18 protein-coding genes, 3 tRNA genes and 1 pseudogene are annotated in these 23889 nt (G+C 34.6%); 10 read left to right on the forward strand and 12 right to left on the reverse strand.

Annotated features, from left to right (window positions below):
* Positions 1-7 precede the first annotated feature (7 nt).
* A complete protein-coding gene (locus ACP7AQ_RS11120; protein ID WP_426095495.1) occupies positions 8-2224 on the forward strand; it encodes a glycosyltransferase in 2217 nt (738 codons plus the stop codon).
* An 85-nt stretch (positions 2225-2309) separates the two neighbouring features.
* Here the strand turns inward: ACP7AQ_RS11120 and ACP7AQ_RS11125 are convergent, their stop codons facing one another.
* Both ACP7AQ_RS11125 and ACP7AQ_RS11130 read right to left on the reverse strand, forming a co-directional pair.
* Positions 2310-3434, reverse strand: coding sequence for a cysteine desulfurase family protein (locus tag ACP7AQ_RS11125; protein WP_426095496.1), 1125 nt, complete (start codon positions 3432-3434; stop codon positions 2310-2312).
* Between the two features lie 17 nt (positions 3435-3451).
* On the reverse strand, positions 3452-4372 hold the full coding sequence (locus tag ACP7AQ_RS11130; RefSeq protein ID WP_426095497.1) for an EamA family transporter: 921 nt from the start codon (positions 4370-4372) through the stop codon (positions 3452-3454).
* Positions 4373-4576: 204 nt separating this feature from the next.
* Between ACP7AQ_RS11130 and ACP7AQ_RS11135 the strand changes: the two genes are divergently transcribed.
* A complete protein-coding gene (locus ACP7AQ_RS11135) occupies positions 4577-5521 on the forward strand; it encodes a hypothetical protein (protein ID WP_426064649.1) in 945 nt (314 codons plus the stop codon).
* Positions 5522-5660: 139 nt separating this feature from the next.
* Here ACP7AQ_RS11135 and ACP7AQ_RS11140 read toward each other — a convergent pair whose 3' ends face one another.
* Together ACP7AQ_RS11140 and ACP7AQ_RS11145 are read right to left on the reverse strand one after the other, a co-directional pair.
* Entirely contained in the window at positions 5661-6212 is a 552-nt protein-coding gene (locus tag ACP7AQ_RS11140; RefSeq protein WP_426095498.1) for a Smr/MutS family protein, read from the reverse strand.
* Positions 6205-6387 carry a hypothetical protein gene (locus ACP7AQ_RS11145; protein ID WP_426095499.1) on the reverse strand — a complete coding sequence of 61 codons (183 nt, stop codon included), beginning with the start codon at positions 6385-6387 and terminating at the stop codon, positions 6205-6207. The genes ACP7AQ_RS11140 and ACP7AQ_RS11145 overlap by 8 nt, the downstream gene beginning before the upstream one ends.
* Before the next feature lie 101 nt (positions 6388-6488).
* Between ACP7AQ_RS11145 and ACP7AQ_RS11150 the strand changes: the two genes are divergently transcribed.
* Complete coding sequence (locus tag ACP7AQ_RS11150) at positions 6489-6767, forward strand: DUF2752 domain-containing protein (protein WP_426095500.1); 279 nt, start codon at positions 6489-6491, stop codon at positions 6765-6767.
* An 83-nt stretch (positions 6768-6850) separates the two neighbouring features.
* Here the strand turns inward: ACP7AQ_RS11150 and ACP7AQ_RS11155 are convergent.
* Positions 6851-7108, reverse strand: a pseudogene (locus ACP7AQ_RS11155) (DUF1003 domain-containing protein).
* A 529-nt stretch (positions 7109-7637) separates the two neighbouring features.
* Here ACP7AQ_RS11155 and cysM point away from each other — a divergent pair.
* Both cysM and ACP7AQ_RS11165 read left to right on the forward strand, forming a co-directional pair.
* Positions 7638-8525 (forward strand): cysteine synthase CysM, encoded by an 888-nt coding sequence (gene cysM / locus ACP7AQ_RS11160; RefSeq protein WP_426095501.1) that lies wholly within the window; start codon positions 7638-7640, stop codon positions 8523-8525.
* A gap of 123 nt (positions 8526-8648) precedes the next feature.
* Positions 8649-9341, forward strand: a complete 693-nt coding sequence (locus ACP7AQ_RS11165; protein ID WP_426095502.1) for an SGNH/GDSL hydrolase family protein — start codon at positions 8649-8651, stop codon at positions 9339-9341.
* A gap of 84 nt (positions 9342-9425) precedes the next feature.
* Here ACP7AQ_RS11165 and ACP7AQ_RS11170 read toward each other — a convergent pair whose 3' ends face one another.
* Positions 9426-9836: an OsmC family peroxiredoxin gene (locus ACP7AQ_RS11170; RefSeq protein WP_426095503.1), complete on the reverse strand. Its 411-nt coding sequence runs from the start codon at positions 9834-9836 to the stop codon at positions 9426-9428.
* A gap of 132 nt (positions 9837-9968) precedes the next feature.
* Between ACP7AQ_RS11170 and ACP7AQ_RS11175 the strand changes: the two genes are divergently transcribed.
* Positions 9969-14456, forward strand: a complete 4488-nt coding sequence (locus ACP7AQ_RS11175; protein ID WP_426095504.1) for a T9SS type B sorting domain-containing protein — start codon at positions 9969-9971, stop codon at positions 14454-14456.
* 191 nt (positions 14457-14647) lie between these two features.
* Here ACP7AQ_RS11175 and typA read toward each other — a convergent pair whose 3' ends face one another.
* Positions 14648-16444 (reverse strand): translational GTPase TypA, encoded by a 1797-nt coding sequence (typA, locus tag ACP7AQ_RS11180; protein WP_426064638.1) that lies wholly within the window; start codon positions 16442-16444, stop codon positions 14648-14650.
* A 172-nt stretch (positions 16445-16616) separates the two neighbouring features.
* Here typA and ACP7AQ_RS11185 point away from each other — a divergent pair, with 172 nt between their 5' ends.
* Both ACP7AQ_RS11185 and ACP7AQ_RS11190 read left to right on the forward strand, forming a co-directional pair.
* Positions 16617-18332, forward strand: coding sequence for a PAS domain-containing sensor histidine kinase (locus ACP7AQ_RS11185; RefSeq protein WP_426095505.1), 1716 nt, complete (start codon positions 16617-16619; stop codon positions 18330-18332).
* Positions 18332-18742, forward strand: a complete 411-nt coding sequence (locus ACP7AQ_RS11190; protein WP_426092521.1) for a response regulator — start codon at positions 18332-18334, stop codon at positions 18740-18742. Before ACP7AQ_RS11185 ends, ACP7AQ_RS11190 begins: the two co-directional genes overlap by 1 nt.
* 69 nt (positions 18743-18811) lie before the next feature.
* Here ACP7AQ_RS11190 and rpsT read toward each other — a convergent pair whose 3' ends face one another.
* The 5 genes from rpsT to proS all read right to left on the reverse strand — a co-directional run bounded on the left by rpsT (position 18812) and on the right by proS (position 20957).
* A complete protein-coding gene (gene rpsT, locus ACP7AQ_RS11195) occupies positions 18812-19063 on the reverse strand; it encodes a 30S ribosomal protein S20 (RefSeq protein ID WP_091205143.1) in 252 nt (83 codons plus the stop codon).
* A gap of 33 nt (positions 19064-19096) precedes the next feature.
* Positions 19097-19168 (reverse strand) — tRNA-Glu (locus ACP7AQ_RS11200).
* A 41-nt stretch (positions 19169-19209) separates the two neighbouring features.
* A tRNA-Glu gene (locus ACP7AQ_RS11205) sits at positions 19210-19281 on the reverse strand.
* Between the two features lie 47 nt (positions 19282-19328).
* Positions 19329-19400: transfer RNA gene (locus ACP7AQ_RS11210), tRNA-Glu, on the reverse strand.
* A 78-nt stretch (positions 19401-19478) separates the two neighbouring features.
* Positions 19479-20957, reverse strand: a complete 1479-nt coding sequence (proS, locus tag ACP7AQ_RS11215; RefSeq protein ID WP_426095506.1) for a proline--tRNA ligase — start codon at positions 20955-20957, stop codon at positions 19479-19481.
* 100 nt (positions 20958-21057) lie between these two features.
* Here proS and ACP7AQ_RS11220 point away from each other — a divergent pair, with 100 nt between their 5' ends.
* The gene (locus ACP7AQ_RS11220) at positions 21058-22074 is read left to right on the forward strand and encodes a hypothetical protein (protein ID WP_426095507.1); all 1017 of its coding nucleotides are present in this window, start codon (positions 21058-21060) and stop codon (positions 22072-22074) included.
* A gap of 47 nt (positions 22075-22121) precedes the next feature.
* Entirely contained in the window at positions 22122-23702 is a 1581-nt protein-coding gene (locus ACP7AQ_RS11225; RefSeq protein ID WP_426095508.1) for an OmpP1/FadL family transporter, read from the forward strand.
* The last annotated feature ends 187 nt before the right edge of the window (positions 23703-23889 follow it).

The following is a 23889-nucleotide window of genomic DNA, read 5'->3' on the forward strand; positions in this document are numbered from 1 at the left end:
TAACGCTATGAAAATCGAGAAAGGAATAAAAATGCTAATTGTAAGCTCGTATCCTCCAAGAGAATGTGGAATAGCAACTTTTACCAATGATATTGTCAATGCCTTGTATGTTGTTTTTGGAGATACCCTTCCCGTGGAAGTGTGCGCTTTGCAAAATAGGGATCAGGAATTCCAGTACACAGAAGAAGTTACCTATATCTTGCCCGTAGATTCTTTAGTACATTACAGGCTTGTTGCTGAAAAAATAAATGAACGTAACGATATTGGACTGGTATGCATTCAACATGAATTTGGTCTTTTTAGAGGGGAATATGGTGATCATATTCTTTCCTTTATATTAGCGCTTAACAAACCTATTGTAACCGTTTTTCATACTGTATTACCTAATCCGGATGAAAAAAGAAAAAAAGTGGTTTATGCCTTAACTGATTTATCCGATAAAGTCGTTGTTCTTACCAAAAAATCAAAGGAAATTTTGAGCGATTATTACAACTGTCCGCATTCTAAAACGGTAGTTATTCCTCACGGCAATCATACCGTGCTTTGGGAACAAAAAAAGGTGCTGAAAAAAAAATATAGTTTTAAAGACAAAGTGGTATTATCAACCTTTGGATTAATTAGTGAAAATAAAGGAATTGAAACCGTATTGCATGCATTACCGGAAATTGTGACTCAACATCCTGAAGTTATTTATTTAATTATAGGAAAAACACATCCTGAAGTTTTAAAAACAGAAGGAGAAAAATATCGAAATTTACTTACTTCTATTGTAAAGGAACTCGATCTGGAAAACAATGTGATTTTCATTAATGAATATCTTCAATTAGAACAGTTATTGGAATTTTTAACTTTATCCGAAATTTATTTATTTTGCTCAAAAGACCCAAATCAAGCGGTAAGTGGAACCTTTGCGTATGCCATGAGTAGTGGTTGCGCTGTGATTTCCACTCCTATACCACATGCGGTCGAATCGCTAGGCAATGGTAATGGTATCCTGTTAAAAAATTTCGATAATCCAAAAGAATTTGAAAAAGCAATACGCTATCTTATTGAAAATAAAGAGCAACGAATAGCATTGGGAAAAAATGCTTTTTCTATGGCTCGTGCAACAAATTGGGAGAATATTGCGATACAATACCGCCTTTTGTTTGACCAATTAACAAACAGAGAAGATGATTTAAAATTCAATTTTCCAACTATAAAATTAGACCACATAAAAAAAATGACTACCAATTTTGGAATTCTTCAGTTTTCAAAATTCAGCCAGCCTGATCCTAAATCAGGCTATACATTAGACGATAATGCCAGAGCATTAATCAATATGGTCATGTATAACAAAGCTTACCCCAATAATGAGAATTTAAAATTAGCAAATATTTATTTGAACTTTATTGAAGGTATACAACAACATGACGGCTGGTTTTATAATTACAAAGACTTTAACAATCAGCTAACAAAGCAAAACGGAGAAGTAAATCTGGAAGATGCCAATGGAAGAGCGTTATGGAGTCTGGGAACTGTGATTTCTAACAGACAAAACTTACCGCTGGACATGATCTGTCGAGCGGTAAAATGCTGGGACAAAGCGATAAAAAAGATTGATAATTTTAAATCTCCCAGAGCCATAGCCTATGCTTTAAAGGGACTTTACCTCTATCATGAAACGTACAAAGACAGCGAAATCAAAAATCACATTACGAAACTTGCCGATAAACTTTTACATCATTATAAAATTAATTCAGCTGAGAATTGGTGCTGGTATGAAGATTACATGACCTACGCTAATAATGTGCTGCCCGAAGCCATGATGTATAGTTATTTAATCACCAAAAATCCAAAATATAAAAAAATTGCACTCATCACATTCGACTTTTTGCTTTCTCATTATTTCATGAAAGGACAACTGAAAGTAATTTCGAACAGAGGCTGGTTTAAAAAACAAAACGAAAGAATATTCTATGGCGAACAACCAATTGAAGTGGCAACGACGATAATTGCATTGGATTTATTTTATGAAATTACGCAAAATAATAAATATAAAGAACAATTAAAACTCGCTTTTATCTGGTTTTTAGGAAATAATCATTTGAAACAAATCATGTACAATCCGGCAAACGGCGCTTCTTACGATGGATTAGAAGACAAACACATCAATATTAATCAAGGAGCAGAATCGAGCTTATGCTTTTTTAAAGCGCGCTTAATTATGGAAAAATACACCTGAAGAGTTTTCCAAAAATTAATTAATACCCAAAACGAAGCGAATGAGAACCTAAATACCACTAAAGATCTGCTGTACCGCAGAATTTTTATATGGTTTTTAGTGCAACAATAAGTGCATCAATATCTTCTTTTGTATTGAAATGACTAAATGAAATTCGTAAACTAGGTTTCTTTAAATCTTCATTCGAAAGCATTTCGGCTAAAACATGCGAAGGTTTGATACTTCCGGATTGGCAAGCGCTTCCGCGGGAAACTGCAATTCCTTTCATATCCAAATGAAATAAAATCATTGCTGTTTTATCCGCTGAAAAAGGCAATAAAACATTCAAAACCGTATAAAATCCATCAATATTTCCATTGATTTCAAAAGCTGGAAATTCAAGTTTAAGTTGGGTAATTAAATAATTTCTTAATTCAAAAATATGAGTTCGTTCCGTTTCTAAATTGCTGTACGACAATTCCAATGCTTTTGCCATTCCGGCAATTTGATGCAAAGCCTCAGTTCCGGCCCTAAGTCCTTTTTCTTGTTCACCTCCAAAAAATAGCGGTTGCAACCCCGAATTTTTTCGAATAAAAGCAAAACCAACTCCTTTTGGTCCGTGAAATTTATGAGCACTGGCGACGATAAAATCAACCGAAAATTTCTGTAAATCGAGTACTGTTTTTCCAACAGACTGCACCGTATCCGAATGAAATAATGCGCTGTGCTCTTGGCAAATGCGGCTTATTCGTTCCAAATCCAGAACGGTTCCTATTTCGTTATTCACATGCATCAAACTAACTAATGTCTTCTTTTCCTGCGAAAGTAATTCCACCAAATCTGTGATGTCAATTTGCCCATTCGATTTTATTGCAACATAATCTACCTGAATACCATACTCTTTTTCTAATGCTAAAGCCGTATACAAAACCGCATGATGCTCGATTTTACTGGTAATTATTCGTTTTACTTTCAAATCTTTAACGGCAGAACGAAGAATCCAATTGTTGGCTTCCGTACCGCAAGAAGTAAAAATAATTTCCTGAGCCGTAGCATTCAAATTTTTGGCGATTGCTTTTCTGGATAGCTCCAAGATATTTTTTGCGGTACGTCCTAAACTATGTGTTGACGAGGGATTTCCGTAATCCTCCATTAAAACTTTGGTCATTTCCTGAATTACTTCGGGGCGAATCGCAGTGGTGGAGGCGTTATCGAGATATACTTTTTTCATTTTTTAAAATTATAAAATTATTTTAAACCCTCGATTTCTGTTTGAATCATTTTCGATTTTCTGGAAAAGAGTATTCTTTCATTAAAAACAACTATCGATACCAAAATTAGAAAATAGGAAAACAATTGAAGGAAACTTACTTGCTCTTTGTAATAAAATATGGCCAGTAAAAAATTAATAATAGGGTTAATATAAATCATAATTCCTACCGCAGAAGAGTTGATCCCTTTTAACGCATAAAGATTTAAAAACAATGGAATAATGGTGAAAAACACCACAATCAAAAACATACAGCTATAAAATAAAGGCTCCATAGGAATTGCTCCACTGTATTTTGGATAAAACGGAAGCAGTACAACTGCTGTAAAAATCAACTGAATCGTCAGCCCCAAAAATTTATCTAAATCGTTGTTTTTTCGTTGGCTCACTAAATAGAACGCATATGTCGCCGCGGTAATAAGGCTGTAGAATATATCCTGAAAATGGTTGAATGATAATAATATACAACTAAAAAAACTGATTGAAACAGCGACCCACTGCCATTTACTGAGCGTTTCTTTCAACATAAAAAAGGCAAAAACAGTCGTTACAATTGGACAAATCAAGTAGGCTAGTGATGCCGCATTGACACTGACATGGTTCATCACATATATGTAAACAAACCAGTTTGAGGAGAGAAATACGCCACCGCCAAGTGTCAATAAAACAACATTTCTCTTCTGTTTAAAAGAGATGTTTTTGAAATGATTCCAATTTTGTCGCATTACTTTTCTGCGGAAAACAACATTGATTAATACCATCGTAATCACGCTAAAAAATACCCGATAAAACAAAATATCCAAAGAAGGATAATTATGCAAGGGTTTTAAAGCAAAACTAAAAAAACCCCATATAAAAAAAGCTATGAAAGCAGCCGAATAATATTTGTTAAGTTTCATGAACAGTATTAAATTGGTGCAAAGATAACGAATCCAATTGGCTTTGAATGACAGCAATCCTCACAATAGCACCAACCAATATTTGATATTTACAGTGTAATTATTCGAATATAAAACTTAAAACCCTGTTAAATAATCTATTTTTAAACGGTAATGTAATTGGAACAAATTAAAAATTCTATTTTTGTTATAAATATTATAAAAATGAAAAGAGTCCTTAGCTTGTTGGTTTTTGTCCTGTTCTTAAATGGTTGTGATGATGGCGATTTAATTCAAGAAGACATCAATTTCGAAGATGTTATTGCACAAAAATGTCCCACAAATAGCATTATTTATAAACTAAAAGACAGTGAAGCACTTATTTTTGAAGCAACCGGAATTACTTTCCCAACGGAAACCACTTCACAAGAATTTACTATCAGTGATTCCAATCGCGTTCTTTATCGTTTTTATAATGGTCTAGTAAGCAATTTGACAATCTGCGAATCAATACCGCCAGCAACTCCCATCGTCACGGATCAATGGACCGCTACAGGCGGACAAATAGTGATAAATACAACTGCTGTAAAAACTACAAATCAAACAGATAACAGAACCACAATTACAGGATACAACCATAATATCACCTTTAAAAACATCACCTTTGACAAAGGGAATGGCACTCAAGTATATGAGACATTCGCTTTTGGAGACTATTTGACTGCGGCAACGCCTCTGCCTTTCGCATTCAATAAGACTCTTGAACAATGCAGCGCTTCGAAGCAATTATATGATTACAATAGTAGCGAAGCACTAATTCTTGATGTTGATTCTGCTTTAATTGTTAATGAAGCAACACCGCTAAATGCTCCACGAACCGGATTGATAAGTGAAACAAAAAACAAACTTACCTACCGATTATTCTCTGGTTTAGTAACTGGCGCTTATTTTTGTAATGCTACTTTTCCGGCAACACCCGTAGTGACTGAAGAATGGATTGGAGTGGCTGGAGTTGCTAATACAAGCGGTATAGTCGAAGTAACTACCACTGTTTTTGGTAACGGCTTCAAACACACCGTTGTCCTTAAAAAAGTAAAAATGAAGAAAGGAAACAGCGATTTTATTTTGGGCGATAATTACATCTACGGTGAATTATTAACTACGAATTAATGCTGAATTCAATCAAAATTCAACGCTAAAAAAAGCTGCTTTTACGGCAAAAAAGATCCCGATTTTAAATGAATTTTAATTAGAAAATTCATTTAAAATCGGGATTCTTTTTTTCTATTTTTAATGTAAACAATACTACCTACATGGCACTTTGTTTAATAAAAACTTCAGTGGCTCCTTGCCCATATTTTTGATAGTTGCCTTCTTGAAAAGCAATGTTATCATAACGCCCTAAAAGGAAATCCAACTCTGCTTTTAAAATTCCTTCACCAACTCCGTGGATAAAAACAATCTTAGGAATGCGATTCCGAATGGCAAATTCTATGTGGCGTTTTGCTGTTTCAGTCTGCAAAGTCAAAATATCATAATTAGACATTCCGTGTTTATTTGGAACTAGTTTTTCAATGTGTAAATCAAACTCCGGAGCTGAAATCTCATGTTTTGATTTCTTTTCTTTAATAAAACTTCTTGGTTTTGCGATCTCTTTTTCTTTTGAAACTTCACTTACATTTATTCTTCTTATAGAATCCATTAAATTACTGGAATCGTTTACTTTAATCAATTCATTGACAAAAAATGTCATCGTAAATCCATCCTCTGTCTCTATCGTTACCTGCTGCTCTTTTACTGATAATACTACCCCGTTCATCGCTTCATCCAGCACTGAAACCTTATCTCCCTTGTTAAACATTTTCGTCTTCTTTATCTTGATTCTTACTTGGCGTTTTGGCACTCAATTGCATCATTCCCATCATGAAAATTACAATGGCGATTACCATTACATACACATTTTTTTCGGCACTTACCTGCTCATATAAAGCAACAATAATGGCGATAATCATTATAGGAATTATAAACTTTTTCATCTTTTAAAATATAATATTCCAAAAGTAATGAATTTAAAATTGCTTCATTTAATATTGAAAAAGTTTCTTATTTTTTCGTAGAATTGTAAAAAGAAAAACCATTGGATTTAGAAAAATACATGATGCCGTGTTTGAGCAAAACTCTTTTTGGAGTGGAGTGTTTAGGCTGTGGTTTTCAGAGAGGATTTTTGCTGCTTTTGCAAGGCGATTTCGTAGGTGCTTTTAAGATGTATCCGGCCATTTTTACTACGTTGTTATTTTTAGGAATTCTAGGTCTGAATCTTATCGACAAAAATAGGAGTTACAAAAAAATCATCATTACCTCCGCAATCCTCAATGGTGTTTTTATGATTGCGGGTTATTATTTTAAGCACTATTAACACATTATTTTTTTTTGACTTTAAAACAAAAAAAGCAATTTACTCCTGGTCAAAATATCATTCATCATTTCGATTTGCACTTTCTAAATTTCTATTAATTCCTCTTTTTGACGCATAATCGAATAATCCAGTTTTTCATGAAGTATTTGGATCTCAAGATCTGATTTTAGATTTAGTATATAATCTTTTTTGGGTCTGCCGCGGTCTTTTACTTCCTGTAGATTTTGACTCTTCATAATTACCGTAGTTTATAGTGCGGCAAGACACGACAAAATTAGATTCAATAAAATAAACGGATAGTTATCAAAACACTTGTTCATCGGCATATAAATTTTGTCCAATATCCATCACAAAATAAATACACCAAAGAAAATGATACATTTCCAGCTTCTGCCAAAAGCATTTCCTTTATCCGCAACTGAAAATTACTTTTTTAGAAATATCACTTATAAAAGTCGAAGTGCTTTTCAAAGATTCTTATTTAATAGCGAATTTAAAAAAACGGTGGTATCTAAACTAAATAATGATTTGAGGACATTGAAAATAAATAAGTATGAAAAAATTCTTAAGTTCCAAAAATTACAAAACAGTCTTAAACACTGTATTCATGAATAATTTATTTAACAAAATTGTCTCAATAAATTCGATAGCTCTTATTCTATCGAAGTAATATTCCGAAATAGTTCAATATCTTTGTGGTTCGTTTTAAAACCCATGAAAATTTCACCGAAATACAAAAACATTCTTTTCTATTGTTGTTGTAGTTGTTTTTAAAATTAGCGCTTTATAAATAGTTTTTACCAATAAATACGTATTGTAATTTAAGGAATAATCAGATTACTACAATTCAAACACAAGACATTAAACAGCATGAAACCACAAAAAATATTAGATTTAATAGGAAATACACCTTTAGTCGAATCTACCCATTTGATACAAAATAAAAACGTAAAACTTTTACTGAAACTGGAAGGAAATAATCCCGGAGGAAGCTTGAAAGATCGTGCGGCGTACAACATGATAAAATCGGCATTGGAAAGAGGAGATATTAAAAAAGGCGACAAACTTATTGAAGCGACGAGCGGTAACACCGGAATTGCTTTGGCGATGATTGCGCAATTATTTAAAATCGAAATCGAATTGATTTTGCCTGAAGATTCCACCATAGAACGTATGCAAACCATGCGTGCTTATGGCGCAACCGTAATTTTGACACCCGCAGCAACCGGAATAATTGGCTCCAGAGATTATGCCGATAAAAAAGTAGCCGAAGGCGGTTACATCATGCTTAATCAGTTTGCAAACGACGACAACTGGAAAGCGCATTATAAAACGACAGGTCCCGAAATATGGAATGATACGCAAGGAACCGTTACCCATTTCGTTGCGGCAATGGGAACAACAGGAACGATTATAGGAACGTCAACGTATTTAAAAGAGATGAATCCTATGATTCAAATTGTAGGTGCGCAACCCAGCGACGGGTCCCAAATTCCGGGAATCAGAAAATGGCCTCAGGAATATTTACCTAAAATATTTGATGCAAAGAAAGTAGATACGATCATAGAAGTTTCGGAGCAGGAAGCACGTGCCATGACTAAACGTTTGGCACTTGAAGAAGGAGTTTTTGCAGGAATGAGCAGTGGTGGTTCCGTAGCAGTTGCCGTAAAAATAGCTGAGAAATTAGAATCTGGAGTCATTGTAGCTATCATTTGTGACCGAGGCGATAGGTATTTATCTTCCGACTTGTTTGATTAAATTATACTAAAAACTAAATCGCAACCTTCCTTTTCTGTATCTTTCGAATATAAATGGAAGGTTGTTTGGTTTTAATTCGTTAGTACAAAATTTCCTTTTTGTGCATTTTAAATTCGTTTACAAATGAAAAACATCAAATTAATTTACAGCATATTATTTTTATCAATCATTATGGCAGGAAAAGTACACGCGCAGGATTGGCCGAACTTAAATAAATATCAAAATGAAAATGCGAATTTGAAACCGGTAGCACAAGGAGACAAAAGAATAGTATTTACAGGCGATTCCATAACCGAATTTTGGAGTGTATTAAATCCTGAATATTTCGCCGGAAAACCATACGTTAATCGCGGCATCAGCGGCCAAACCTCTCCACAAATACTTATTCGTTTTAGAGCCGATGTTATAGCATTAAAACCCGCTACGGTAGTTATTTTGGCCGGAATAAATGACATTGCCGGCAATACTGGTCCTTCAACATTAGAGATGATAGCAAATAATATTTTCTCGATGGCCGAATTGGCAAAAGCAAACCAGATAAAAGTGATTCTGTGTTCTGTATTGCCAGCTTACGATTTCTCTTGGAAACCCAATCAAAATCCTGCTGAAAAAGTGGTGGCACTAAATAAAATGATAAAAAAATACGCTGACGCTAATAATATTCTATATGTTGATTACTTTTCGGCTATGGCAGATGAACGGAACGGATTAAAAACTGCTTATTCCGAAGACGGTGTACATCCCAACAAAGTAGGTTATCAGATTATGGCTGCGCTTGCTGAAAAAGCAATCACGAAAGTTTTAGCAAGGAAATGAAGAAATAAATAGAAAACTATTTTTATCAAAAACAAAAAGGCTCGATTTAAATAAAATCGAGCCTTTTGTTATGTAAATTGTCGTTTATGCTAAAATAGCTGTACTTGAAATCGCTGCATTCAACACTTTAGAAACTGGACAGTTTTTCTCAGCTTTTGTCACTAATTGTTGAAAAGCATCCTCTGCTATTTCCTTTACTTTTGCTTGAACCGTTAAGTGTGACGTTACAATTGCTCCGTCCACAAAATCAATATCGCATTTGGTTTCAATACTTTCAATTTCAAAACCTTCTTCGCTTATGTAAGCCGAAAGTTGCATCGTAAAACAGCCTGCGTGCGCCGCTGCAATCAATTCTTCCGGATTTGTTCCTACTCCTTCTTCAAAACGGGATTTGAACGAATATTGTGTGTCGTTTAATGTGGTAGTTTGCGTGGTTAGTTTCCCAGCTCCTTCTTTTAGTGAACCTTTCCAGACTGCTGTTGCATTTCTTTTCATATTTTTCTGTTTTCTGTTGACTCAAATTTACTTCTTTTATTAAAAAATACTTTTAAACAAATGATAATTTAACTAAAATTTAAAGGTCATTTTTCATTAAAAAGATAATATAAATTTCGCTATTTTTAACACATGAAAAAAACTTTACTTATTTTATGTATTTTTTTATCAATAAGTTGCTTTGCTCAATTTAGCAAAACACATTACATACCGCCATTGACCTGTGCTACAAATTTAGCAGGGGATCATTATTTATATATTTCTACACCAAGCAGCACAAATGTAAATTTTAAAATTATTGCAAATGGAGCAACTATTGTTACGGATGTTGTAAAAAATAACACACCTTATATTTATTTTATAGGACAAGGTCAAGACACACAATTGTTTACTCCAAAGAGTAGTATTGGCATTGTAACAAATAAAGGATTTATAGTTGAAGCTGAAGATTTAATTTATGTAAGTGTTCGTGTTAATGCAGGCCTCAGTCAAACAGGTACTTATGTTCATGCGGGAGGACTGGTGTCAAAAGGGAACAGTGCATTAGGTAAAAATTTCAGGTTAGGTGCAATGTTAAATCCACTTTTCGATACTAGTGTATTGAACTTTGCATCGATTTTAGCTACAGAAAATGGTACAAAAGTCACGATCTCGAATATTGAAATCGGAACTAGACTTTCTAATGGCACCTCTATTACTGGACCAATAGAAGTTATTTTAAACAAAAATGAAAGTTATGTTATAGCACTTGAAAACTACAACAATTCTGTTTCCAATAGTTCTAAAATGATTGGTGCTTTAGTGGAATCAGACAAACCAGTAGTGGTTAATTCAGGTTCCTTTGGAGGGAGCAATAGCACATTGCTTAATCTTCAAGGCTTTCCTGCAGGAAGAGACGTTGGATTTGACCAAATTGTCCCTTTTGAAAAAACAGGAAAAGAATATATTTTTGTAAAAGGGCTTGGTGCGGGACTGAATATGGAGTTAGAACGTGTTTTGTTGATTGCAAATAAACCACTTACCACTATATATTTGAATGACAATACCACACCTTTTATAACGTTAAATAATCCCGGTGATTATGTGGCTATTGATGGAAACCAATTTGTTAATGGGAATCTTTATGTAAAATCATCAGAAAATATATTTGCGTATCAAAGTATTGCGGGAAGTAATTCTCCCGCCAATCAAAATTTATTTTTTGTTCCACCTTTAAATTGTAGTACACCCAGCATTGTGGATAATATTCCATCCATTGAATCGATTGGCAATGTATTATATAATGGCGGATTGAATATTGTTACTGAAACAGGTGCTACAGTAACCATAAATAACAACCCGATCAATAGCGTTGCTGTTCCAGTAACAGGAAATACGAATTATGTGAGATATACCCTTTTTAATTTGGCAGGAAATATTACAGTTAAATCTACGAGGCAAGTGTATGTTTCTTACTTTGGTACAAATGGCGCTGCAACTTATGGGGGCTATTATTCCGGATTTGACACTAAACCAGAAATTGTTACAGATAAAATTGCTGTAGCGAACTCCGCGTGTATACCCAATGTTATTTTGAAAATTAGTACTTTATCTTCGTATGATACTTTTCAGTGGTATTTCAATGATAATCTAATTAACGACGCAAATTCAAATTCATATAAACCCACACAACCGGGATATTACCAAGTAAAAGGAAGTATTACAAATTGCCCTAATACCGACCCTATATTTTCAGATAAAATTCCGGTTAGCGCTTGCCCATTAGATTCAGACAATGACGGTACCAATAACAACATTGACGTCGACTTGGACAATGATGGAATCATAAATAATTCTGAAGCCAATATTTCGCTGCTAAGCCAGTCGAATACCACCTTAAGCCCAGATTATAATGCTACCATTACGGGAAGCGGAACGATTATCGGAAAACCATTATATGGATTTGTATCTGCAGTTCCAGCTGGAATAATAAATTCTGTATCATATACCTTAAATCTAATAAAAACAGAAAGTATTAGCATTAATTATATATCGCAGGATAATCCAAACCAAACTACTAATATTTCTGAATATTTAAATGCTGAAGGTGATTTTGTATTAAAAGTTCCTGCCGATAAAACAATTACTTTGACAGATCCGCAAAATCAGTTACTAGTGGATACTAACTATGACGGAATTTTTGAAAGCGGTGTAACAGAATATTCATCTTTCGAAATCCGTTTCAGACTAAAAAGCACCACTCCATTAGCTCCTGGCTTAGGAAGCTTTCAATTTTCATCTTATCTCACTAATTCAGTTACTCTGTCTCATACTAATCTTTCTGACGCAACAGTAAACAAAGCTATTTTCATGATTAATCGTACACAAACTTTTGATTCGGATTTAGACACAATTCCAGATATATTGGATATTGACAGTGATAATGACGGAATTCCTGATACCATTGAAGCACAAGGCAAAGGCTTTAAAGTTTTTTCTGGAATTGATGCCAATAAAAATGGTCTGGATAACGCTTTTGAACCTGGATTAATCCGAATTAACACTGACGATGATGTTTTTAATCCTTTTCCAGTTGTGTATGATATATTAGACTTAGACAGTGACAATGACGGAATTTTTGATTTAACTGAATCTGGCGGTATGGTTATCGATGCTAATAACGATGGAATTATTGATGGCTCAACTGCTGCTTTTGGTACGAATGGTTTATTTGACGGACTTGAAACGAGTCTAGATAGCGGCAAACTAAAGTATACCATTTCTGACACCGATTTGGATGGCACTTTAAATTACATCGATTTGGATAGTGATAATGATCTCTGTTTTGATGTTATTGAAGCCGGTTTTAGTGACCCCGATGCTAATGGATTATTAGGCAATAACCCCATAATGGTAGATACTAAAGGGAGAGTTACAAGCGGTGTAGGCTACATGATCCCAAATAACAATTACGTAATTGCTGCGCCAATAGTAATCTCCGCTCAACCTCAGGCAAGTCCAACCTGTGAGTTAGAAAATACCACAATCACAGTCCTTGATAATGGTGGAAATACGTATCAGTGGCAATTGTCAACTGACGGAACAACTTGGAATAATATTCTGAATAATGCAAAATATCAGAATGCAACAACAAAAACTTTAACATTGATAAAAGTTACCAATGCAATGAATGGTTATAAATACAGAGTGAAACTGGATAAAATTGGAAATTCATGTGGCTTGATTTCTTCCGAAACTACTTTGACAATTTATACTTTACCGGTAGTCAATGCTGTCACAATTGTACAATGTGATGATGACACAGATGGTTTCTCTGATTTTAATTTAACCGTGAAAAATGACGCGATTTCTTCTAATGCACCGTCGGAAACATTCACTTATTACACCTCCCTTGCCGGAGCTGAAAATACAGATTCCACTAAATTAATTACCAATTCATTAGCTTTTAGAAATAAAGTTTCAGGAAGCATGCCAGTTTGGGCAAGAGTAGAAAATAATAATGGCTGCATCAGTGTCGCTCAAATAACATTGGTGGTATCTACTACCCAAATTCCAGCTTCATTCACTCGGTCGTTTTCTACGTGCGACGACTTGGGAGTAGCAAATAATGATACGGATGGCATCGCAACCTTCGATTTTAGTAGTGTAGCCACTGATATTTTAGCTACTCTTCCACCGTCAAATTCTTCTTATTCGATTAAATTTTATAAAAATGAAGCTGATGCTTTATCCGAAAATTATGAGATAACAAATACTTCAAATTACAGAAATGAAGGCTATCCAAATCAACAAAAAATTTGGGTTCGAGTAGAAAGCACTGCTAATAATGCCTGTTACGGTTTGAGTCCAAGAGTTACGTTAATCGTCAATCCAAAACCAAATATTGATACAAATGAAGATTTGAAAGAAAATAAATTAGTTTGCTCTAATCTTCCTACTTTTTTTGTAAAACTCGATGCTGGCATTCAAGACGGTTCACCAACCACCGATTATACCTACATATGGTCAAGGGATAATAACATTCTGCCGAATCAGACAAGTTATACTTTGGATGTAAATCAAGAGGGGAATTATGCTGTAGAAGTCAGAACACTTGCCGGCTGCAGCAGAATAAGAAACATAAAAGTAACCGCTTCAGATGTTGCGAAAATTACAAATATTGCTATCACAGATTTGTCCGAAACCAATACGGTGACAGTTACGGTAAGTGGACAAGGAGAGTATGAATACAGTATTGATGCACCGTTTGGACCTTTTCAAGATTCTAATTTCTTTGATAATATAGCTGCTGGAATACATGAAGTATACATCAATGATAAAAATGGTTGTGGAACAGTGAGCCAAAAAATAGCCTTAATTGGCGTACCTAAATTTTTCACTCCAAATGGAGACGGCCAAAATGATTATTGGAATGTAAAAGGAGTAAATGCTAATTTTAATGCAAATTCTACTATCTATATTTATGACCGGTACGGCAAGTTGCTAAAACAAATTACGGCCAGCAGTCAAGGTTGGGACGGTACGTTTACCGGACAGCCTTTACCCTCTGATGATTATTGGTACGCCATAAAATTAGATGACGGAAGAGAAGCTAAAGGCCATTTTAGTTTGAAGAGATAACAGAATAAAAAAAAATATCTCATAAATTAACCTTCTGAGCATGTTTTTTCCAATAAATTCTGATATTCACCAACATTAATAAAATATCTCTAACGCTTATTTGAGTCAAGAACAGCAAAATGCGAAATTAGAAACCATAAAAAAAGCCATTCGAATCAACGAATGGCTTTTAAGCTTTATAAAAAATAAAATTAGATTTTAAATCTTTTTCTATCGGTTTCTGTCAGATATATTTTTCTCAAACGAATAGATTTTGGAGTTACCTCAACATATTCATCTTTTTGAATGTACTCTAACGCTTCCTCAAGAGAGAAAATAACCGGAGGAATAATTCTAGCTTTATCATCATTTCCAGAAGAACGAACATTTGATTGTTTTTTTTCTTTCGTCACGTTCACGCACATATCATCGCTACGGGAGTTTTCTCCAATTACTTGACCTTCGTAAATTTCATCATTAGGATTAACGAAGAATCTACCACGATCTTGCAACTTATCGATAGAATAAGGAATCGCTTTTCCTTTTTCCATAGAAATCAATGAACCTTTGTTACGTCCAGAAATTTCTCCTTTGTAAGGCTCATATCCTATAAAACGGTGTGCCATAATTGCCTCACCAGCAGTAGCAGTAAGCAATAGGTTACGCAATCCGATAATTCCACGTGATGGAATATTGAACTTTATAATCATACGCTCACCTTTAGTTTCCATACTCAACATTTCTCCTTTACGGAAAGAAACAAACTCCACCGCTCTTCCTGAAAGATTTTCTGGTAAGTCAATTGTTAATTCCTCAATTGGCTCACATTTTTTACCATCAATTTCTTTAATAATAACTTGTGGTTGACCAATTTGCAATTCATATCCTTCTCTTCTCATTGTTTCAATAAGAACTGACAAGTGAAGTACTCCACGACCAAAAACCATAAACTTATCTGCTGAATCAGTTTCACCCAATTTCATCGCTAAGTTTTTTTCCAATTCCTTATTCAACCTGTCTCTAATATGACGGGAAGTTACAAATTTACCTTCTTTTCCAAAGAAAGGAGAGTCATTGATGGTAAACAACATACTCATTGTTGGCTCATCAATAGTAATTGTTTGTAAGGCTTCCGGATTTTCAAAATCAGCGATTGTATCACCAATTTCAAAACCTTCAACTCCGATAATTGCGCATATATCTCCAGCAATTACTTCTTGAACTTTTTTACGACCAAGTCCTTCAAAAGTGTGTAATTCTTTAATACGTGATTTCATTATAACACCATCTCTTTTGCACAAAGATATTGGCATTCCTTCTCTTAACACACCTCTTTCTAAACGACCAATGGCGATACGACCAGTAAATGCTGAAAAGTCTAATGAAGTGATCAACATTTGAGGAGTTCCTTCAGATACTTTAGGAGCTGGTACATTAGCAATAACCATGTCTAATAACGCTTCCACATTATCAGTTACGTTTTCCCAATGATCAGACATCCAATTATTTTTAGCCGAACCGTAAACTGTTGGAAAATCCAACTGCCACTCTTCTGCTCCTAACTCAAACATTAAGTCAAAAACTTTTTCATGAACTTCTTCAGGCGTACAGTTTTCTTTATCAACTTTATTAATAACAACGCATGGTTTTAAACCAAGGTCTAACGCTTTTTGTAATACAAAACGTGTTTGTGGCATAGGTCCTTCAAAAGCATCTACTAGTAGACAAACGCCATCAGCCATGTTCAAAACACGCTCTACCTCACCACCAAAATCGGCGTGACCAGGAGTATCGATAATGTTGATTTTTGTTCCTTTGTATACTACAGAAACATTTTTAGAAGTAATAGTAATACCTCTTTCACGCTCTAAGTCGTTGTTATCAAGGATTAAGTCACCTGTGTTTTCGTTGTCACGAAATAACTGACAGTGATACATAATTTTATCAACCAAAGTTGTTTTACCGTGATCGACGTGGGCAATAATTGCAATGTTTCTAATAGATTCCATCTGTGATTTTTAATGGGTGCAAAGGTACACTTTATTTTGATATAAAAAATAATTATACAATAGTTTACATATTGTTAACCTATTAGACACAAAAACAGAACTTAAAAAAACCTTGAAAAATAAGTTCCCATTGATGTTTAATAATTCGGCAATAATTATTTATATTTGAGTAATGAAAAGCAAAACCAATCAAGTAATCATCATCTACATTCTTATCTCAATCTTTGTAGCTGTTGTTAGTCATAAATTACTACTACAATATATTTCCAATGAAAAACTTCCGCTTTACACCTTTACTACAGACCTATTATTTATACTCTTCACCGGAATAATTTTCAAACTTGTCCTCTCGAAAAACGACAATCGAAACATAGCCACATTTGAAAAAATTAAAAAGTCGAATACCGAAATTAAGGAGTCAAATGAAAAATACGATATCGTAGCAAAAGCAACCAGTGATACGATTTGGGACTGGAAAATACAGGACGACAACTTTTCTTGGAACAAAGGAATCGAAAATGTTTTTGGCTACAAACCAGAAGAAGTTGGCAATAATTCAACATGGTGGTTTAATAAAATTCACCCCGAAGACAGCATCAAAATGTCTATCAAACTGTATTCCTTTATTGAACAAAAAACCGAAAAATGGCAGGATCAATACCGCTTCAGATGTTCTGACAATTCTTATAAATATGTTTTAGACAGAGGTTTTTTATTGAAAGATGAAAACGGAAAAGCAATCAGAATGATTGGGGCGATACAAGACATCACCAAACAAAAAGAGGAAGAACAAAGACTTAAATTATTAGAGACCGTTATTACTCAATCTAAAGATTCTATAATCATTACCGAGGCCGATTCTTTTGATGCAAAAATCCCCAACATTATTTATGTTAACCCCGCTTTTTCAATCATGTCAGGATACGAATCTGATGAAATCATTGGAAAATCTCCCGATCTTTTCAACAGCCCAAACTCTAATGTTAATGCGCTTGAAAAGCTTTTAAAAGCAATTAAAAATAAAGAAGAATGCTTAATAGAAACAATCAGCTACACTAAAAATAAAGATGAATACTGGGTACGCCTTTCTATGATCCCTATTTACAATTCTGACAACGAGCTTTCCCACTGGATTTCCATTCAAAGAGATATCACTGAAGAAAAAAAGCAAGAAAAGGAAAAAGAACAGCTTATAAGAGAACTGACACAGAACAATAAAGACTTAAAGCAGTTCTCCTACATTACTTCGCACAACCTAAGAGCTCCATTATCAAATTTAACGGGACTACTAAACTTAATTGAAGATATTCCTATTGAAAACCAAGAATTGAAGGAAATTTTAAGCGGTTTTAATAAATCTACTCATTTATTAAACCACACCATCAACGATCTTGTTAAAGTAATCATTATAAAAGATAATCCTTCCATCAAAAAAGAAGCGGTGTTGATAAAAGAAATATTTGAAAATGTTTTTAGTCAACTTAATTTCCAAATTGAATTGTACAGACCAATCATTAAACTCGATTTTGAAAAAGTTTCAATAATAAATATCAATAAAGCTTACTTAGAAAGCATAGTATTAAACCTTTTAACGAATTCCATCAAATACAAATCGGAAAATAGAAAACTAAAAATAACTATTACCACTGACCAAATTGATGATACTGTTGTTTTAACTTTTAAAGACAATGGGATAGGAATCGACTTAGTTCGAAATAAAGATAAAGTTTTTGGGCTTTACCAACGTTTTCACAATTACCCAGACAGCAAAGGACTGGGATTGTATTTAGTAAAATCACAGGTCGAAACTATGGATGGAACTATCGATATAGAAAGTGAAGTTAACCAAGGGACTACTTTTACATTAACATTTAAAAACAAACAATAATGTTAGATCAAATTTTATGCGTTGATGATGATCCCATAACACTTATGCTTTGCAAAAAAGTAATTACTAAATCTTCATTTTCCAATGAAATTATCACATCACAAAATGGCGAAGAAGCGCTTAGTTACTTCAATACGATAAAAAACACCAACAATAAAAACAAGCCAATCCCACATCCACAATTAATTTTTTTGGATTTAAACATGCCTGTAATGGGGGGTTGGGAGTTTCTGGATCATTTTAATAGCCAAGAATTTTCAGAATTCAGCACTATAAAAGTGGTTGTTCTTTCTTCTACAATTGATCCTGAGGACTTGGAAAAATCGAAACAATATCCAATGGTAATTGACTTTTTATCAAAACCCATCAGTCAGTCCATGCTCGAATATTTAAAGAATAAATTAAAATAAAAAAAATATAACACATAAAAAAAGCTCTCGTAAATGAGAGCTTTTTCTATATATTAAACATTGTATTGATTACAATTTAGCAACAAGTTTCGTTAATTTAGATTTTAAATTAGAAGCTTTATTATCATGAATGATATTCTTCTTAGCTAATTTATCAATCATAGAAATTACACTTGATAATTTAGATGTAGCATCAATTTTATCAGTTGCTATTCTTAATGCTTTTATGGCATTACGAGTAGTTTTGTGTTGGTATCTGTTTAATACTCTTCTCTTTTCGTTACTTCTGATTCTCTTTAGAGCTGATTTATGATTTGCCATTTTATTGCTTTTTTATCTTTTACTATTTTTTTGTAGTCCGTAAGGGAATCGAACCCCTGTTACCAAGACGAAATCTTAGCGTCCTAACCCCTAGACGAACGGACCATTATCCCCTAAGTTTTTATCAATCAAAATATTGAAATTTGTAGCCCGTAGCGGAATCGAACCGCTCTTACATGGATGAAAACCATGCGTCCTAACCGATAGACGAACGGGCCAAACTTCCTTCTAAGTTCAGGAATACTTTAACATGCAATAAAAATAGTAGCCCGTAGCGGAATCGAACCGCTCTTACATGGATGAAAACCATGCGTCCTAACCGATAGACGAACGGGCCCTGCTTCTCTAATGCGGATGCAAAAATACAACTATTTTTGAAACGTACAATAGTAGATGCAAAAAAAATTATTTTTTTTTAATACGCCTTCGCAAACAACACTCTTCCAATTGAACTTTCCCCTGTAAAGACACAGCTTCCCGTCTCTTCTACTCTATCCAAAGGAATGCATCTGATAGTAGCTTTAGTCAGGTCTTTAATCTTCTCTTCAGTAGCTGCAGTTCCATCCCAATGTGCTGATACAAAACCCCCTTTAGTGTCTAAAACTTCTTTAAACTCTTCAAAACTATTTACTTCAGTGATGTGCGTATTTCTGTAATTTAATGCCTTTTCGAACAATTCTTTTTGAATTTGCTCTAACAAATCACTGATATAATTCGTAATTCCATCTTTAGAAACCACTTCTTTTGTCAACGTATCTCTTCTTGCCACCTCGAAAGTTCCATTTTCTAAATCTTTTGGACCTACCGCAATTCTAACAGGAACACCTTTTAATTCCCATTCTGCAAATTTAAAACCTGGTTTTTGAGTTGTTCTATTGTCGTATTTCACAGAAATATTCAATTTCTTAAATGCTTTTACCAAAACCTCTACTTCGGCCGTAATGGCTTCTAGTTGTTCGTCTGTTTTATATATAGGAACAACTACTACTTGAATCGGCGCCAAATTAGGGGGCAATACCAATCCCTGATCATCTGAATGCGTCATTACCAGAGCGCCCATCAAACGAGTTGAAACACCCCAAGATGTTCCCCATACATATTCTTGCTTCCCTTCGGCATTGGCAAATTTCACATCAAACGCTTTCGCAAAATTCTGACCTAAGAAATGTGAAGTTCCCGCTTGCAATGCTTTACCATCTTGCATCAAAGCTTCGATACAATAGGTTTCCTCCGCTCCCGCAAACCGTTCGGTTTCTGTTTTTATTCCTTTGATAACTGGAATTGCCATGAAATTCTGAGCAAAATCAGCATATACATTCATCATTTTTTCTGATTCTTCAACAGCCTCCATTTTAGTTGCATGAGCGGTATGTCCTTCTTGCCACAAAAACTCTGCTGTTCGCAAGAACAATCGTGTTCTCATTTCCCAGCGTACCACATTTGCCCATTGATTAATCAACAAAGGCAAATCTCTATACGATTGCACCCAACCTTTGTACGTTGACCAGATAATGGCCTCACTTGTAGGACGAACGATTAATTCCTCTTCTAATTTTGCATTTGGATCCACCATTAATTTCCCCGGTCTGTCAGGATCATTTTTTAATCTATAATGAGTAACGATTGCACATTCTTTTGCAAACCCTTCCGCATTTTTTTCTTCGGCTTCAAACATGCTTTTTGGAACAAATAAAGGAAAATAAGCATTTTGATGCCCGGTTTCTTTAAACATTCGATCCAACTCCGCTTGCATTTTTTCCCATATCGCATATCCATACGGTTTAATAACCATACAACCTCTGACTCCTGAATTTTCGGCTAAATCGGCTTTGACAACCAACTCGTTATACCATTTTGAATAATCTTCCGCTCTTGTAGTTAAGTTCTTACTCATATTGAATAGTTTGGCACAAATTTTGCATTATTGATTTAAAATAAATAGTTCAGCAAAACTAACTATTTTTGTAGTGTACAACAATAAAAACTCCACATATATGAAAACAAGTACTCTTTCTTTCCAAAATACATCAATTTACTATATTGTTGGATTTTTGAGCGTCTTATTGGCATCTTGTGGCTCTTACCAAAACAGTTCTTACTATGATTCTGACGGAATTTATGGTAATACCGCAAATAGAGCCATTGTGACTGAGACGCAAAATGCGCCAAACAATGATTATAAGGATTACTTTGGGTCATTACAAAACACCAATCAACCTGTTGAAATCTTTACAGATGTTGATAATTATAATGATTACAGTTTAGAGAATGATACGTTACAAAACAATAATCCCAATTATCCCGGTTGGGGCAGTAATCCTCAAACTGTAAATGTCAATATTTACGATACCGGATGGGCAATGAATAATTGGTACGGAAATAACTGGGGATGGAATGGCGGATACGGTTGGGGTATGAACAATTGGTATGGAAACAATTGGGGTTGGAACGGTGGTTTTGGCTGGGGTATGAACGTTGGTTTTGGTTGGAATAACTGGGGATGGAATAATTTCTACGGAAACAATTGGGGTTGGAATAACTGGTATGATAACAACTGGGGATACTCAAATTACAACAATAACAGCGCTTACTCTCACAATCCAGGTCGTAGAGGATCTTCGTACGCAAATTCAGTAAACAGTAATCGAAATTCTGGAAATTACAACAGAACACAAAGTACTACAATCAATAGAAGAGCTGTAAACTCAGACTACAGAGGAAATAACGCTACTGATTTTGGAAGAGGTTCTTCCGGTCGATTGAATAGAACAAGTCCGACTTTTTCTAGAAACCAAGTACAATCACAAAATAACTCTAATTACAATCCAGGAAGAAGAGGCAATACTACTAATGCTCGGAACGAAAGTAATGCTCCTTCCAGATCATACACGCCTGCTGCAAGAAATGATAACAATTCGAGATCGTATACTCCAAGCTCTAATAGTAGTTCCAGATCAAGTAATTCTGGCGGTGGCGGAAGATCATCTGGTGGTCGAGGCGGTAGAGGATAATTTAATTTCTTTCCTTTTATAGTGTAAAATTAAAAAATTTGAAATACATGAAAATATATATATTCGTACTAGCATTGGGCTTGACTGCAAGTATTGCACAATCACAAGAAATCTCGGATGCGATGCGTTATTCGCAGGACAATTTGAACGGAACTGCTCGGTTTAGAGCTATGAGTGGTGCTTTTGGCGCACTTGGCGGCGATTTATCTTCTATAAATGTTAATCCTGCGGGTTTCGCAATTTTTTCAAATAACCAAATGGGGATTACGCTGAGTAATAACGACACTAAAAACAACTCGAATTACTTTGGTAATACAACATCCGAGAAAACAAATTCTTTTGATTTGAATCAAGCTGGAGCTGTTTTTGTGTTTAACAACAGAGGTACCAACAGCAATTGGAAAAAAGTTTCATTAGGTGTCAACTATGAAAATACCAATAATTTTGACAATGGATTATATTCTGCAGGAACCAATCCAAACAATTCGATAGCTAATTATTTTTTGAGTTATGCCAATAACGGGAATAATGGAACGCCAGTTCCGCAACAGTTTGTAAATAGAGAATCGGGAGAATCCATATCTGATTTATACTCTTTTTTAGGAAGAAATTTGCCCAACAGCCAATTTCCTAGGTTAAGCGGTTTTGATGCCCAACAAGCATTTTTGGGTTACCAAGCCTTTGTCATAAATGCAGTTGATGAAAATAACGAAAACTCACCTTTTTCATCAAATGTTCCGAACGGAGGCAATTATTATCAAGAAAATTCGGTTTACAGCACAGGCTATAACGGAAAATTAGCTTTCAACGCAGCCACTTCCTTTAAAGATAAATTATACATAGGATTAAACTTAAATTCCCATTTTACAGATTATCAAAGATCATCCGGTTTTTACGAAGACAACAACAATCCGTTGGATTCCAATTACAAAGTAAAACGAATACAATTTAACAATGATTTAAAAACTTACGGAACAGGTTTCTCGTTTCAAGCAGGAGTCATAGCAAAATTGACGAATGAGGTGCGTCTGGGATTGGCGTATGAATCTTCAACTTGGTACACCCTGACTGATGAGTTATCACAAAGTCTTGTTGCTGTCAGCAGCAATTCGGGTGGAGAATTACCATCCGATGTTGTAGACCCTCAAATCATTAATGTTTACGAAGCTTACAAATTACAAACCCCAAGCAAGGTAACCGGAAGTTTCGCTTATATTTTTGGAAAAACAGGATTAATTAGTATCGATTATGCAATGAAAGATTACAGCAACACTAAATTCAAACCGAAAAATGATGCGTATTTTAATGGATTAAATAGCGATATGGATTCGATGCTGGACACTACAGGCGAATTAAGAATAGGTGCCGAATATAAAATTGAGGCTTTGAGTTTAAGAGCAGGATATCGTTATGAGCAAAGTCCTTACAAAAATGCCGTAACTATAGGCGATTTGACTGGTTATTCAGCAGGTTTAGGATACAGTTTTGGTTCAACCAAAGTAGATTTAGCCTATTCGTATGCAAAAAGAAATTTTCAACAAGGATTTTTCAACCAAGGATTTACTGACGGAGCAAACATAGATGCCATTAATAACAATGTGTCGTTGTCGCTTTTGTTTGAATTGTAATCACATCAAAAAATAAAATTTAGAATCCGTTTCGTGATTATGAAACGGATTTTTTTTAACCCTGATGGAAGTGAAAATCCTCCCGATTTTTTCGGGAGATTATAGCGTACAGCAGGAATAGCGTCATAAAAATCTGAAAAGGAACTGAAATAAGTTCAATTTGAATAAAAAATTGTAATTTTGCAAA

This window comes from Flavobacterium sp. DSR2-3-3 (assembly GCF_049896585.1).
Taxonomy (GTDB): domain Bacteria; phylum Bacteroidota; class Bacteroidia; order Flavobacteriales; family Flavobacteriaceae; genus Flavobacterium.

Coding starts and splice junctions, on each gene's coding strand:
- proS (WP_426095506.1), bottom strand. CDS start 20,957: ATGAGTAAGAACTTAACTACAAGAGCGGAAGATTATTCAAAATGGTAT.
- ACP7AQ_RS11125 (WP_426095496.1), bottom strand. CDS start 3,434: ATGAAAAAAGTATATCTCGATAACGCCTCCACCACTGCGATTCGCCCC.
- ACP7AQ_RS11225 (WP_426095508.1), top strand. CDS start 22,122: ATGAAAATATATATATTCGTACTAGCATTGGGCTTGACTGCAAGTATT.
- ACP7AQ_RS11130 (WP_426095497.1), bottom strand. CDS start 4,372: ATGAAACTTAACAAATATTATTCGGCTGCTTTCATAGCTTTTTTTATA.
- ACP7AQ_RS11140 (WP_426095498.1), bottom strand. CDS start 6,212: ATGTTTAACAAGGGAGATAAGGTTTCAGTGCTGGATGAAGCGATGAAC.
- ACP7AQ_RS11165 (WP_426095502.1), top strand. CDS start 8,649: ATGAAAAACATCAAATTAATTTACAGCATATTATTTTTATCAATCATT.
- ACP7AQ_RS11170 (WP_426095503.1), bottom strand. CDS start 9,836: ATGAAAAGAAATGCAACAGCAGTCTGGAAAGGTTCACTAAAAGAAGGA.
- ACP7AQ_RS11135 (WP_426064649.1), top strand. CDS start 4,577: ATGAAAAGAGTCCTTAGCTTGTTGGTTTTTGTCCTGTTCTTAAATGGT.
- cysM (WP_426095501.1), top strand. CDS start 7,638: ATGAAACCACAAAAAATATTAGATTTAATAGGAAATACACCTTTAGTC.
- typA (WP_426064638.1), bottom strand. CDS start 16,444: ATGGAATCTATTAGAAACATTGCAATTATTGCCCACGTCGATCACGGT.
- ACP7AQ_RS11145 (WP_426095499.1), bottom strand. CDS start 6,387: ATGAAAAAGTTTATAATTCCTATAATGATTATCGCCATTATTGTTGCT.
- ACP7AQ_RS11175 (WP_426095504.1), top strand. CDS start 9,969: ATGAAAAAAACTTTACTTATTTTATGTATTTTTTTATCAATAAGTTGC.
- ACP7AQ_RS11120 (WP_426095495.1), top strand. CDS start 8: ATGAAAATCGAGAAAGGAATAAAAATGCTAATTGTAAGCTCGTATCCT.
- ACP7AQ_RS11190 (WP_426092521.1), top strand. CDS start 18,332: ATGTTAGATCAAATTTTATGCGTTGATGATGATCCCATAACACTTATG.
- rpsT (WP_091205143.1), bottom strand. CDS start 19,063: ATGGCAAATCATAAATCAGCTCTAAAGAGAATCAGAAGTAACGAAAAG.
- ACP7AQ_RS11185 (WP_426095505.1), top strand. CDS start 16,617: ATGAAAAGCAAAACCAATCAAGTAATCATCATCTACATTCTTATCTCA.
- ACP7AQ_RS11220 (WP_426095507.1), top strand. CDS start 21,058: ATGAAAACAAGTACTCTTTCTTTCCAAAATACATCAATTTACTATATT.